This is a genomic window from Halomonas sp. TG39a (assembly GCF_000744395.1).
Lineage (GTDB): Bacteria > Pseudomonadota > Gammaproteobacteria > Pseudomonadales > Halomonadaceae > Vreelandella > Vreelandella ventosae_B.
Window position 1 is genome coordinate 419,493 of the sequence record NZ_JQLV01000002.1, and the last position, 12,555, is coordinate 432,047.

The window sequence follows — 12,555 nt, forward strand, 5'->3', positions numbered from 1 at the left end:
AGGCAGGCAGGATAGCACTCTCGCTGCCACAACCAGCCACATAATCGTTCATTTTTTAATCAGTTTATCGCTGTTTTGTAAGAGATTGCCTACACGACTTGTAAGACATTGCCGACAGATAGCTTCTAGGGGTTGTCGTATATCACTAGGTCGCTATCCTAAGCGTTTCTCATTTGTCATGGTGACGTTTGACGATTATTCCAGGAGGGGGCATGGCGCTCAGTACCGGTTTGCAATTCACCCTAACGCTACCCGGCGTTGACGACATCGCAGTCATCGACTTCACACACCGCGAAGCGCTCTCCCAGCCCTTTGAACTGGCGCTAAACCTAGCCAGCCGCGATGGCAACCTGGATGCTGCCGAGCTGCTGGATCGTGAAGCCACCCTGACCATCTGGCAGGATGGCGAACCGCTGCGTCGATTAAGTGGCGTGGTGAGTGAGTTTGGCCGGGGCGACCGTGGCCACCGCCGCACCTTCTATACCTTAGTAATGCGCCCAGCGCTCTGGCGGCTCTCTTTGCGCCACAACTCGCGTATCTTCCAGAAAGTCGACCCGCTGACCATCATCAATACCCTGTGCGACGAGCGCGGCATTACCGATGTAGCCTTTGCCGTGAACCGCGAACTGCCGGAGCGCGAGTACTGCGTGCAGTACCGCGAGACCGATCTGGCATTCATTGAACGCCTGGCCGCCGAAGAGGGGCTTTTCTATTTCCACGAATTCGAGGAGAGCGCTCACCGGTTGGTGTTTGCCGATGACCCGCAGGTGCTAACTAATCTGGGCGCGCGCAGCTACCACAGCCGCGCTGGTGGCACGGCCCCCAACCGCCATGTTCGCAAACTCAGCCACACGGCAAGAGTTGCCGCGGCTACCGCCACGCTAAAAGACTACAGCTTTAAAAAGCCTGCTTACGCACAACTACATGAACACCTGGGTCGCGATGTAGAAGACCATGGGCAGCAAGTCGATTACGAACACTACGACTATCCTGGCCGTTATAAACAGGACGCCTCGGGAAAACCGTTTACCCGTATTCGCTTGGAGCAGCTGCGCCGCGAAGCGATCATCGCCAGTGCCGAAAGCGACCTCCCCGAACTCGCCCCCGGCCTGCGTTTCACCCTGACCGATCACGATACCGACAGCCTCAACCGGGACTGGCAAGCCATCAGCGTTCTTCACCATGGAGAACAGCCCCAGGCGTTGGAAGAAGATGGCATGCTTGTCGGTAAAGAGTCCCAGGGTGATGCAAATGGTATGACCCGTTATTACAACCAAGTCACCCTCATCCCCGGTGATACCCCCTGGCGGGCGACGCCCAACCCTAAGCCTAGGGTAGACGGCCCCCAAGTGGCCTTTGTGGTGGGCCCCGAAGGCGAAGAGATTCACTGCGACGAACATGGCCGTGTCAAAGTACAGTTCCCCTGGGATCGCTACGCGGAACCTAATGACACCGCCAGTTGCTGGGTACGGGTCGCCCAAGGCTGGGCAGGCGGTGGCTACGGCAGCATCGCCATTCCGCGCATCGGCCACGAGGTCATCGTCTCGTTTTTGGAAGGCGACCCCGATCAACCGCTGGTTACCGGGCGTACCTACCACGCCGTGAACACCGCGCCCTACCCGCTGCCGGAACACAAAACCCGCACGGTGCTGCGCACCCAAAGCCACAAGGCCGAAGGCTTTAACGAGCTGCGCTTTGAGGATGAAGCGGGCGAAGAGCAGATTTGGCTCCATGCCCAGAAAGACCTGGAGCTGTTAACCCTCAACGACCGCATTGAAGAGATCCGCAACGACAGCTTCTTGAAGGTCAATAACGACCGCATCAGCGAGATCGATAACGACGACCATCACACAGTGCACGGCAACCGCTTCGAGCACACCGAAGGCCAGCAGCACCTAACGGTACAGGGCACGCTGCATATCAGCGCGGGCCAAGCCTGGCTCAGCGAAAGCGGCCGCGAACTGCACATCAAAGCAGGCCACAAAGTCGTGCTGGAAGCCGGTAACGAACTCACCCTGAACGCTGGCGGCAGCTTTCTCAAACTGGACGGTGGCGGGGTCACCATGGTCGGCCCCAAGGTACGTATCAACGCAGGCGGTAGCCCCGGCAATGGCAGCGGTCAAGCGGTGGAAGCTCCCCTACTGCCTGGGCATGCGGTGGCTGAGATAAGTGAGGACGTCACCATGGGGCCTGTTTTTGGTAAACGGCTTGAGCAAGCCATGGCTGATGACATTCCTTTGGTTGAACTTTGCCAATTGCAGCGTGATGGAAGCTGCCCGTTAGCTGACTGTCCCTGCAGGAATAATGTCGCGTGATGAAAGTCATTCAAGCAAGCACGTTATCGCAACTGCTAAATCAGAATAATGGGCTGCAGCATTGGCTGGTGCTGGAAGAAAGCGGCAACACGTTATCGTCGCTATATCGGCAATTGCCCAATGTTGATTTTGATTGGTTGTTTCTTCAGACCCGTTATAAAGATTTTTTGAAGCGTAGCCCTATCATGATGCCTTTGAACCAAGCTACTAGAGGCATTCTAGAAACATTTTCTGCCGATCCAAGAAGGGGAATTGCGCCTGGGGTCGTTATCGCTAGTCGCGCCCCGAGACACGAAGTATTAGCCCACTTGCGAAGCTGTCTGGAAGTAACATTTTACGGCAACCGAAAAGGGATGTTGCGGTTTTACCACCCCGATATTGCTGCTGCGCTATTTAGTCATCCTGAAGGGGTTAGTAGGCAATGGTTTGGGCCAATAGACCAGTGGATATGGCAAGGCGACGAGATGGGAGTTAAATACACGGCATCCCCTCTGTGGCAAGCACTGGAAGCAGGTGATCAAACGGATGAGAGAATGCCTGCCACCTGCCAGGTGCTAAAACTGACCAAGCATCAAGAGCAAGCGCTTGAACGGTATATTCGATTAACGAGAGCATTTAAACAGTATAGAAGCCCAGGTGAGTCGTTGGACGATATGGAAATACGACAACGTTTCTTGAACAGTGATATAGCACAACAAGCGTTATTCCCAGCTGAAAATCATAATCCGGTTAGCGACACGGCAGAGAGCACCGTATGAGTCAGGAACTGAGCCAACATAAGGCATGCGAAGAACCCAAACTGTTTATCCAGGTACTTGGCAAAGAACACCCTGAAGGTCATCGGTTCTTTTTTTATGATGAACACGACGAGCAAGAGCAGCCTGGGTTAACAGATGCTGTAGAAGAAGAGGATCTGCCAGAACCAATAAGCCGTATCCACAGCTGGGAGTGGGAGGCAGAACCAGGTCGTAATGTATGGTTAGAGATTGCCAGCGAAGAAGGTGATCCAATACGTGTACCGCTGTTTGCTGGTGTGGGCCAAACCCCCTGGCAGGAGCATGAACGTGATACGGTTTTCCAGCAGTATGTTGTTCAGCCCATTGTGCCGCTCGCCTTTTGGCAATCCCTTGTTGATGATGCCTCTCATGCCCTGCCGAGCCGCCCCGGCTACCTGTATATCCACTATCAAGGATCTATATGGCGAGAAATTGAGGTGGGTGTGTCCGAGTCCGACGAATGGCAATTCAAGGATGTAGACCTGGCAAAGCACCGCGATGAAAGCGAGGGCTTTGTTGATGACCAACGTTTAGCAACGGGCCAATCCCTCACGGAAATATGGTTGCCTGCCCGTCGTGCCTCGAACTGGCTAAGCGGCGAAGTCAAGGTAGCCTTTTCAGACGTTCAATGGTCAGCGGCCCGGCTTAACTGCCTGGAAACAGACCCGGCGGAGATCAACCAGCGTTTTCAATCGGTCACCCTGCAAAGCCCATCTGAACGCGTTGTGAGCGGTCAGCTTCTTGCCGCTGAGCAATTGGTGCCCCAGCGCCAACGCACCCCTTGCCTAGAGTTGCAAGTTGCTCACCCACCACTTTGGGTAGAGGATCTTTCAGGCAGCGCTGTTTCGTCTCTCTATCAGCATGCTTTAAGCGAACAACAAAGCTTCGACAAAGGAGGCGCAGAAGCGGTTAATGGTGCATGGAACGAAGCCAATCGAGATGCCTCGCCTTTAAAGCGTGAAGTGGGCCTTCGGGCTGCCGCTGCGGATGTAGTGTGCCAAGCGTATCGCCGCAGCTCTACATCGACTCCATCAGAAGAAGGAAACGAGCCACCCAATTGGGAAGAGCTACCTGATGGTGGTGATGTTTTAGAAGATGCGCGCCAACGTCATATCCCTGGGCTAATTATCGACGACCCTCTGTTCGAGCTTCGCCACGCGCTGAGCCAGATGCAATTATCCCAAAACTACTTATCGATATTGCTTGAGCGTTGCGCTGCACAGCCCCACTATCGCAGCGCTATTATGGTGCAAAAGCGCATCATGCCCGAAAACATTGGAGGCGAAAGCAACCCATTGCGCAGCTTGGCGTCCAATCAAGCGCTCAAATATTTAGGCGGCGAATTCCATACCAGCGTGGCCACTTTAGCGCGAGATGTGGCCCATCGGCTTTGGGAGTTTCACCAAACACGGCTGGCCGAACTCATCGGCAATTCAGCTTATCAACGAGCGTTGGTAGACTACTTCAGTTTGGAAGAGAGCGACTACTTAAGTGGTTTCTGCTTAGCCGAGCAATGTTTTACCGCGTTGAGCTTAGACCCAAAGCGTATCGATATCTTAGTGGGTGAAGCAATTCCAACGCTATTCCACACCGCCAACGCGGCAACTGCTCAGCGCACTTTAGTCAGCTTGCTTGAAGAGGGCAGTACAGCACCGCTGCATGCGATGTGCTTCCCTGACAGCGAAACCCACCCGGTTGACCAGACTTTTGTGCTACCCGAAGAGGAAAGCAATGACGGCACAGGCCGCTTTCGTGCCAAAGCGCTGGCAGACGAAAGTAAACGCGGGAATCCGCCAGACACTGAGAACCTACAAACCGTAGAAGTCTCATTGCTTGCCGCCGCCGCCCGCTTAAATACGATTGGTGAGCTCAACCGCTGGTCAGGAGCAATGGACAACGTCTTCGGGCGCATAGCGTTAAGCGGCAAGAACGTGCTTAGCCAGGTGGCAGACCAAGGCGACCGAACGGCCATGGCTGCCAGAATCTATATGCCCGCTTTCAACGCATCGCGGGGAGCACTACATACATTGTTGGGAGACTTGACCTTTCAGTCGACGGGCAATGTGGATATGAGCCATTTCGTATTGTTGGGCGTGGAAGATGTACAGTCAGGCATGACGTTTGGGCTCGATAGTGCGGATCGCAACTACATTGCGCGCAATGGGCATCGGCAGTTCTATGGAGATATTTACCGCACTTCCAATGGTGAACTGCTAGGGGGCACCAATCAAAGCCGGTTACGCTCAATAAAAGATATAGGCGAAGCCCGCGAAGTGCGGTTTATTTTTGCCCCTATTGACTCTGATGCAGCGGAGATGGTTAGACAGGGGCGCGAGCGAATTGGCTTTACGGAACGAGCGATTGGAACCACCCGGCTGCCTTACTTAATGGTTGCTTTTCAGGCTATGAACTTGGGTCAAAGCGGGGCCGCATTATCAACTGGCTTAAAAGCCAAGAAAGTGTTGGGGATTTTTGCTGCAGGGTTAGATTTGACTCTTGCGACGCTAAATTTAAGTGATTACCTCTCTCGCCGTTATGAAGTCTTAAGGCCTATTGTTCACACAAGCAACTTTAGTCAAAAGGTGGTGATAAATAATGGTCAAGCTAATATCTTTAGCCGAATGTTTCCACGTTTAGTTACCGTTAACTGGCTTTTTGCTAGAGGTGCTGGGCTACTAGCAGCAGTTACAATGACCTGGGAGGCTGTTGAACGATTTAAAGAAGGCGATATGGATGCTACGGTGGCGTATGGCATGGCTGCGGTAGGCGCTACGATGCTACTGGTATTCAGTGGGCCCGTTGGCTGGGTGGGATTAGCACTGTTGGTAGGTGGCGCGGTTACTGGCATTATGTTGACTGATGGTCCGCTAGAACAGTGGGTCAAGCATGGACCCTTCGGTGATCAGCGTGGCGTAGCGCCCTGGCTGGAAGAGCCCGAAGAGGCTTACTACCGCCTTCAAGGCATATTGGCCAACATTACTATTACCGCCCGCCGGGTGCCGCCACAGGAGCGCGATGAACTAATGACCCAACTGGGCGATACCCATAACCGCCCTACGCCTACGTCATTTCTAATGGGCCAAATGTGGCAAGAACATATTCAGCAGACACCTATTAATACGGTCATTGAAGTAAAAAGCGGTTTGCCCGGCATGGGGGTTGAGCTACAAGATGTCGCAATCATTAAGCGCCTAGAAGGAAAAACTCACAATACACCGGCCTATAGCGGTTGGGCGAAAGAATCTGAAACGCAGATTACGCCACTGCTGACTCAGCTTTCTGCGCATTCCATTCGCTACTTTGTTTACACACCAGTGGGTAAACGTGCATTGGGGCCTCAGACAGGCATTGGCTACCGTTGGGATGTGCAAGTGCAGTTTCGAGAAATACCGCAAGTCCCTTTTCTATCCAATGATCGGTTCTATCCCGCGCCAGAACCGCTCAAAGCCGCGCCTAGCGATATAGCAGAAGTCTTTGATAGCACATCGTCTAATAGTGATTACTGGGTAAAGGAAACATTGAATGTCTGATCAACCTAACCCAAAAAACTACTACGCTAATACTGCCTACAAACCGGCTAAAAGAGCAGCTTGGGAAGAGGCTAATTCGAATCGTCAACGTATCAGCGGATCATGTTTAACATGGTATCGTCGTACTCAGGATAACGGCACTAAGGACGAATATGGTTATAATAATATTTACATCTCAAAGTCATGGGAAGATAATCGAGACAAATCAAAAGGCGATCTAAAAGCTACTTATAGCTCGATGAAGGCTTATTATGATCACATGCTAATAATTCCTCCTAATTATAAAAAAAGTGCTATTGTTTTTGTTGTTTCCATGGCTATAGCGAAGTTTTCTACATTTGTTCCATGGTGGGTATTTTTTTTATATTGCGTTGTTGGCTTGCTATTAATACCCTTTGTAAGCACAGGGTTTGCTGAATATTTTGATGCATTAAAATATTTATTCTTTTATGTCTTCCCTATTTCCTCTTTTTCCTTTTTGATATGGAAAACTTTAGAGTGGCTAAGTAGTAGATACCCGAATATAGCTTTTGGTGCTAAAAGTTACCCTCTTTGGAGACTTGATCGACAAAGTGGTCTGTTTACTATCTACCATCCTAAAAAAGCATGGGAAAAGCGCTTAGCAGCGCCTTTCTATGAATTCGACGCCTACCTTGAAAGCTCGCCGGATACCCAAGGCAGCCCTACTTATTCGCTGATGCTTTACCACCCTGAAACAGGGCTTCGCCAGAAACTGGATGCGCAGTTCCCGCCTACCAATATGCCCGGCGAGCTGGTGGCAGCATGGCAGTTTATCCAGCGTTATATGGATGTTTCCCAGCCGCTACCGGATGTGCCTGCTCTGGAAATACACCGCCACAAAGACCCTACCACGGCAGCAGCCGATCAGCGCAAAGGCCGTAACCCGCGTTACTGGAGAGATATGAGCGAAGCCGAAGTAGAGAAAATCCAGGAAGAGAAGTATCAAAAGAATATTCGGTTGCGTTAAAGCCGGCAGGCGCAGTCCAGTCATTCATTGTATCAACCCCCCCCCTCAAGGCAGCCGCTACTACGCGTCTGCCTCGGCGGTAGCGTGGCTTAAAGTACTAAATTAGTTCCAGTGAGTGATTGTATGAATTGCCGAAAGCCACAGGAGCGCGATGCACTAATAACCCAGCTGGACGATACCCATAACCGCCCCACGCCTACGCCATTTCTCATGGGCCAAATGTGGCAAGAGCATCTTCAGCAGACACCTATCAATACGGTGATTGAAGTTAAAAGCGGCCTACCCGGCATGGGGGTTGAGCTACAAGATGTCGCAATCATTAAGCGCCTAGAAGGAAAAACTCACAATACACCGGCCTATAGCGGTTGGACGAAAGAATCTGAAACGCAGATTACGCCACTACTGACCCAGCTATCTGCAAGTTCTATTCGCTACTTTGTTTATACGCCTGCGGGTAAACGTGCATGGGGGCCTCAGACAGGCATCGGTTACCGTTGGGATGTGCAAGTGCAGTTTCGAGAAATACCGCAAGTCCCTTTTCTATCCAATGATCGGTTCTATCCCGCGCCAGAACCGCTCAAAGCCGCGCCTAGCGATATAGCAGAAGTCTTTGATAGCACATCGTCTAATAGTGATTACTGGGCAAAGGAAACATTGAATGTCTGATCAGACTAACCCAAAAGATTACTACACTGATACTGCCTACAAACCAGCTAAACGGGTAGCTTGGGAGGAGGCTAATCCAGATCGACAACGTATTAGAGGTTCGCGTTTAACGTGGTATCGCCGTACTCCGGATAATGGTACTAAAGACGAGTATGGATATAATAATATTGAAATTTCTGAAAGGTGGGAGTCTAGAAAAGCTGAGGGTAACTTAGAGGGCAGCGAGGCGTTTAAGGAAATTGGAGTCCATTATGACCATCAGGCTATCCTTCCGCCTAGTTATAAGAAAATTTCGGGAATATTGTTTACCACCATGGGTATAGGCAAGGGAGGGGCTTTTCTTAGCTTGTGGGTTTTTTTATTATGAGTTTAGGCCTCTCAGTTAAATCAATCTTGATGGGTGAATTAGAAGAGCTTATAAAAGATATAAGAGCTGTATTCATTTTTGTTTCACCTGTTTTTTTAAGTTTAGTTTTCCTATGGAAAGGTGGGAGGTTGCTTGAGAAATTGTCTCCTGAATTTTTTTATGGAATGCGAAAAGCCTCAGTATGGCAGCTCAATCGGCAGGATGGTTTTTTCACGATTTATAACCCAAAACGAGCTTGGGAAGAGCGCTTAGTAGCACCCATCTATGAATTTGACGCCTACCTTGAAAGCTCGCCGGATACCCAAGGCAGCCCTACTTATTCGCTGATGCTTTACCACCCTGAAACAGGACTTCGCCAGAAACTGGATGCCCAGTTCCCACCTACCAATATGCCCGGCGAGCTGGTGGCAGCATGGCAGTTTATCCAGCGCTATATGGATGTTTCCCAGCCGCTACCGGATGTACCTGCCTTGGAAATACACCGCCATAAAGACCCTACCACGGCAGCCGCTGACAAACGCAAAGGCCGCAATCCGCGTTATTGGCGAGATATGAGCGAGGAAGAGGTAGCGAAAATACAGGAAGAGAAGTACCAAAAGAATATTCGTTTGCGTTAGCTGGTAGGCGCAGTCCAGTCATTGTATCAAACAACACTCTCAAGGCAGTCGCTACTACGCGCCTGCCTCGGCGGTAGCGTGGCTTAATCTGTTAAATTAGTTCCAGTGAGTGATTGTATGAATTGCCGAAAGCCACATGAGCGCGAAGCATTAACGTCCCATCTGGGCGATACCCATAACCGCCCCGCGCCTACCTCATTTCTAATGGGCCAAATGTGGCAAGAGCATATTCAGCAGATACCTATTAATACGGTCATTGAAGTTCCGGCATGGGGGTTGAGCTACAAGATGTCGCAATCATTAAGCGCCTAGAAGGAAAAACCTACAATACACCGGCATTTAGCGGTTGGGCAAAAGAATCTGAAACACAGATTATGCCACTGCTGACTCAGCTTTCTGTGCATACCATTCGCTACTTTTTTTATACACCTGCGGGTAAACGTGCATTGGGGCCTCAGACGGGCATCGGATGCCGTTGGGCAGCGCAAGTGCAGTTTCGAGAAATACCGCAAGTCCCTTTTCTATCCAATGATAGGTTTTATCCCGTGCCGGAGCCGTTAAAGGAAGCGCCCAGTAACATAACAGAAGTCTTTGACAGCACATCGTCTAATAGTGACTACTGGGTAAAGGAAAAATTGAATGTCTGATCAAATTGACCCAAAAGACTACTACGCTGGTACGGCCTACAAACCGGCTAAAAGGGTAGCATGGGAGGAAGCCAATCCAGATCGCCAACGTATCAGCGGCTCACGTTTAACATGGTATCGTCGTACTCAGGATAACGGCACTAAGCATGAGTACGGCTATAATAACATTGCCATTTCTAAAAACTGGGAGACTAAACGTTCAGAACTCGGCGCGGCAGGTCAAGATATTTTTAGGACAATGAAAGTCCAGTATGATCATAGTTCAATAATGCCGCCTAATTTCAAAAAAATAGCAAAATTTATTTATTTCTCCACAGCAATTTCTAAGGGTGGCGTTTATATTTGTGCTTTTGTATTAGTGCTTTCATTTTTAACTATGCTTGCAGTAGCGGCCTTAAACTCTGAGATTAGCAAACCTTTAATAGGGTTCTACTACATAGCAATTTGGGTTTTTCCATCATCTATAATTATGCTTATTATTTGGAAAGCAGGTGTTTATTTAAGCAAGACAAGATCAGATGTTTTTTTTTGCAATGCACCAGTCTCCTCTTTGGGAGCTCAGCCGCCCGAATGGTTTTTTCACGATTTATAACCCAAAACGAGCTTGGGAAGAGCGTTTAGTAGCACCCATCTATGAATTTGACGCCTACCTTGAAAGCTCGCCGGATACCCAGGGCAGCCCTACTTATTCGCTGATGCTTTACCACCCTGAAACAGGGCTTCGCCAGAAACTGGATGCGCAGTTCCCGCCTACCAATATGCCCGGCGAGCTGGTGGCAGCATGGCAGTTTATCCAGCGTTATATGGATGTTTCCCAGCCGCTACCGGATGTGCCTGCTCTGGAAATACACCGCCACAAAGACCCTACCACGGTAGCCGCTGACCAGCGCAAAGGCCGTAACCCGCGCTACTGGAGAGATATGAGCGAAGCTGAGGTAGAGAAAATACAGGAAGAGAAGTACCAAAAGAATATTCGTTTGCGTTAGCTGGTAGGCGCAGTCCAGTCATTCTATCAAACAACACTCTCAAAGCAGCCGCTATTACGCTCCTGCCTCGACGGTAGCGTGGCTTAATCTGTTAAATTAGTTCCAGTGAGTGATTGTATGAATTGCCGAAAGCCACATGAGCGCGATGCATTAATGAACCAACTGGGCGATACCCATAATCACCCCACGCCTGCGTCATTTTTAATGGGCCAAATGCGGCAAGAGCATCTTCAGCAGACACCTATCAATACGGTGATTGAAATTAAAAGCGGCCTACCCGGCATGGGGGTTGAGCTACAAGATGTCGCAATCATTAAGCGCTTAGAAGGAAAAACTCACAATACACCGGCCTATAGCGGTTGGGTCAAAGAATCTGAAACACAGATTACACCACTATTGACTCAGCTTTCTGCAAATTCCATTCGCTACTTTGTTTATACGCCAGTGGGTAAACGTGCATGGGGGCCTAAGACAGGCATCGGTTACCGTTGGGATGTACAAGTGCAGTTTCGAGAAATACCGCAAGTCCCTTTTCTATCCAACGATCGGTTCTATCCCGCGCCGGAGCCGTTAAAGGAAACGCCCAGTAATATGGCAGTAGTCTTTGAAAGCACATCGTCTAATAGTGATTACTGGGTAAAGGAAACATTGAATGTCTGAACAACCTAACCCGAAAGATTACTACGCTGATACGGCCTACAAACCGGCTAAACGAGTAGCGTGGGAGGAGGCTAATCCTGGTCGTCAGCGTAAAAATGGATCTTGCTTAGGATGGCAAAGACGTACTCAAGACAACGGCACTAAAGAAGAATATGGTTATAATAATATTTCTATTTCTTTGACATGGGAGGCACGAAGAGCGGAAACGGGAGGGATAAATGATGATGTTTTTAATAATATGAAAGTTCGTTACGACCAACAGTCTATTATGCCCCCGAATTTCAAAACCATTGCTAATATTATTTTTACAATGATGGCAATTGGTAAAGGTGGGATGTTTTTAAGTATTTTTGTCCTAGCCGTTTCTTTTGTTTTAATTTCCATTATGGCTATTTTTAATGGAAGAATAAAAGATTCTTTCCTAGCCATAATAGGTATGGCTGAGCTCACTTTACCAATAGCGCTGATTCTCTTGTTACTATGGAAAGGGGGCGAGCTATTAACAAAAAAACATCCTACTGTCTTGGGGGCAAGGAAAGGCCCACTCTGGCAACTAAACCGTCAGAATGGATTTTTCACGATCTATAACCCAAAACGAGCTTGGAAAGAGCGCTTAGTAGCACCCATCTATGAATTCGACGCCTACCTTGAAAGCTCGCCGGATACCCAAGGTAGCCCTACCTATTCGCTGATGCTTTACCACCCTGAAACAGGGCTTCGCCAGAAGCTGGATGCCCAGTTTCCGCCTACCAATATGCCGGGCGAGCTGGTGGCAGCATGGCAGTTTATCCAGCGTTATATGGATGTTTCCCAGCCGCTACCGGATGTACCTGCCTTGGAAATACATCGCTTTAAAGACCCCACCACCGCAGCCGCCGACAAGCGCAAAGGCCGCAATCCTCGCTATTGGCGGGATATGAGCGAAGCCGAAGTAGAGAAAATCCAGGAAGAAAAGTATCAAAAGAATATTCGTTTGCGTTAGCCGGTAGGCGCAGTACTGTCA

Annotated in this window: 13 protein-coding genes; all 13 read left to right on the forward strand. The window is 49.8% G+C overall.

Translation table 11 applies throughout. The features are described 5' to 3' along the window. Nucleotides 1-212: 212 nt before the first annotated feature. The 13 genes from U738_RS20080 (at nt 213) to U738_RS22760 (ending at nt 12,534) form a co-directional block, all read left to right on the forward strand. Complete coding sequence (locus U738_RS20080) at nt 213-2,315, forward strand: type VI secretion system Vgr family protein (RefSeq protein ID WP_035584659.1); 2,103 nt, start codon at nt 213-215, stop codon at nt 2,313-2,315. Further along, nucleotides 2,315-3,073: a DUF4123 domain-containing protein gene (locus U738_RS22745; RefSeq protein ID WP_050713263.1), complete on the forward strand. Its 759-nt coding sequence runs from the start codon at nt 2,315-2,317 to the stop codon at nt 3,071-3,073. Before U738_RS20080 ends, U738_RS22745 begins: the two co-directional genes overlap by 1 nt. Then, complete coding sequence (locus tag U738_RS23650; protein ID WP_035584662.1) at nt 3,070-6,621, forward strand: toxin VasX; 3,552 nt, start codon at nt 3,070-3,072, stop codon at nt 6,619-6,621. Before U738_RS22745 ends, U738_RS23650 begins: the two co-directional genes overlap by 4 nt. Continuing rightward, the gene (locus tag U738_RS22750) at nt 6,614-7,609 is read left to right on the forward strand and encodes a hypothetical protein (RefSeq protein ID WP_050713262.1); all 996 of its coding nucleotides are present in this window, start codon (nt 6,614-6,616) and stop codon (nt 7,607-7,609) included. Before U738_RS23650 ends, U738_RS22750 begins: the two co-directional genes overlap by 8 nt. Nucleotides 7,610-7,732: 123 nt before the next feature. Then, nucleotides 7,733-8,275 carry a hypothetical protein gene (locus U738_RS23655; RefSeq protein ID WP_035584667.1) on the forward strand — a complete coding sequence of 181 codons (543 nt, stop codon included), beginning with the start codon at nt 7,733-7,735 and terminating at the stop codon, nt 8,273-8,275. Further along, nucleotides 8,268-8,642 carry a hypothetical protein gene (locus tag U738_RS20105; RefSeq protein WP_035584671.1) on the forward strand — a complete coding sequence of 125 codons (375 nt, stop codon included), beginning with the start codon at nt 8,268-8,270 and terminating at the stop codon, nt 8,640-8,642. Before U738_RS23655 ends, U738_RS20105 begins: the two co-directional genes overlap by 8 nt. Beyond that, entirely contained in the window at nt 8,639-9,259 is a 621-nt protein-coding gene (locus tag U738_RS22755) for a hypothetical protein (RefSeq protein WP_051912827.1), read from the forward strand. The genes U738_RS20105 and U738_RS22755 overlap by 4 nt, the downstream gene beginning before the upstream one ends. 117 nt (nt 9,260-9,376) lie before the next feature. Continuing rightward, entirely contained in the window at nt 9,377-9,571 is a 195-nt protein-coding gene (locus U738_RS23280) for a hypothetical protein (RefSeq protein ID WP_152561164.1), read from the forward strand. Further along, the gene (locus tag U738_RS20115) at nt 9,529-9,906 is read left to right on the forward strand and encodes a hypothetical protein (protein ID WP_035584675.1); all 378 of its coding nucleotides are present in this window, start codon (nt 9,529-9,531) and stop codon (nt 9,904-9,906) included. The genes U738_RS23280 and U738_RS20115 overlap by 43 nt, the downstream gene beginning before the upstream one ends. Further along, nucleotides 9,899-10,498 (forward strand): hypothetical protein, encoded by a 600-nt coding sequence (locus tag U738_RS23285; RefSeq protein ID WP_152561165.1) that lies wholly within the window; start codon nt 9,899-9,901, stop codon nt 10,496-10,498. Before U738_RS20115 ends, U738_RS23285 begins: the two co-directional genes overlap by 8 nt. Beyond that, nucleotides 10,440-10,892 carry a hypothetical protein gene (locus U738_RS20120; RefSeq protein WP_152561166.1) on the forward strand — a complete coding sequence of 151 codons (453 nt, stop codon included), beginning with the start codon at nt 10,440-10,442 and terminating at the stop codon, nt 10,890-10,892. Before U738_RS23285 ends, U738_RS20120 begins: the two co-directional genes overlap by 59 nt. A gap of 117 nt (nt 10,893-11,009) precedes the next feature. After that, nucleotides 11,010-11,552, forward strand: a complete 543-nt coding sequence (locus U738_RS23660; RefSeq protein WP_050713258.1) for a hypothetical protein — start codon at nt 11,010-11,012, stop codon at nt 11,550-11,552. Next, nucleotides 11,545-12,534, forward strand: a complete 990-nt coding sequence (locus tag U738_RS22760) for a hypothetical protein (protein ID WP_050713257.1) — start codon at nt 11,545-11,547, stop codon at nt 12,532-12,534. Before U738_RS23660 ends, U738_RS22760 begins: the two co-directional genes overlap by 8 nt. The last annotated feature ends 21 nt before the right edge of the window (nt 12,535-12,555 follow it).

Excerpts from the sequence above, each read along its gene's own strand:
- U738_RS22750 (WP_050713262.1), top strand. The coding sequence starts at position 6,614 with ATGTCTGATCAACCTAACCCAAAAAACTACTACGCTAATACTGCCTAC.
- U738_RS20120 (WP_152561166.1), top strand. The coding sequence starts at position 10,440 with ATGCACCAGTCTCCTCTTTGGGAGCTCAGCCGCCCGAATGGTTTTTTC.
- U738_RS20105 (WP_035584671.1), top strand. The coding sequence starts at position 8,268 with ATGTCTGATCAGACTAACCCAAAAGATTACTACACTGATACTGCCTAC.
- U738_RS22755 (WP_051912827.1), top strand. The coding sequence starts at position 8,639 with ATGAGTTTAGGCCTCTCAGTTAAATCAATCTTGATGGGTGAATTAGAA.
- U738_RS23660 (WP_050713258.1), top strand. The coding sequence starts at position 11,010 with ATGAATTGCCGAAAGCCACATGAGCGCGATGCATTAATGAACCAACTG.
- U738_RS23280 (WP_152561164.1), top strand. The coding sequence starts at position 9,377 with ATGAATTGCCGAAAGCCACATGAGCGCGAAGCATTAACGTCCCATCTG.
- U738_RS23650 (WP_035584662.1), top strand. The coding sequence starts at position 3,070 with ATGAGTCAGGAACTGAGCCAACATAAGGCATGCGAAGAACCCAAACTG.
- U738_RS20080 (WP_035584659.1), top strand. The coding sequence starts at position 213 with ATGGCGCTCAGTACCGGTTTGCAATTCACCCTAACGCTACCCGGCGTT.
- U738_RS22745 (WP_050713263.1), top strand. The coding sequence starts at position 2,315 with ATGAAAGTCATTCAAGCAAGCACGTTATCGCAACTGCTAAATCAGAAT.
- U738_RS23655 (WP_035584667.1), top strand. The coding sequence starts at position 7,733 with ATGAATTGCCGAAAGCCACAGGAGCGCGATGCACTAATAACCCAGCTG.
- U738_RS20115 (WP_035584675.1), top strand. The coding sequence starts at position 9,529 with ATGGGGGTTGAGCTACAAGATGTCGCAATCATTAAGCGCCTAGAAGGA.
- U738_RS23285 (WP_152561165.1), top strand. The coding sequence starts at position 9,899 with ATGTCTGATCAAATTGACCCAAAAGACTACTACGCTGGTACGGCCTAC.
- U738_RS22760 (WP_050713257.1), top strand. The coding sequence starts at position 11,545 with ATGTCTGAACAACCTAACCCGAAAGATTACTACGCTGATACGGCCTAC.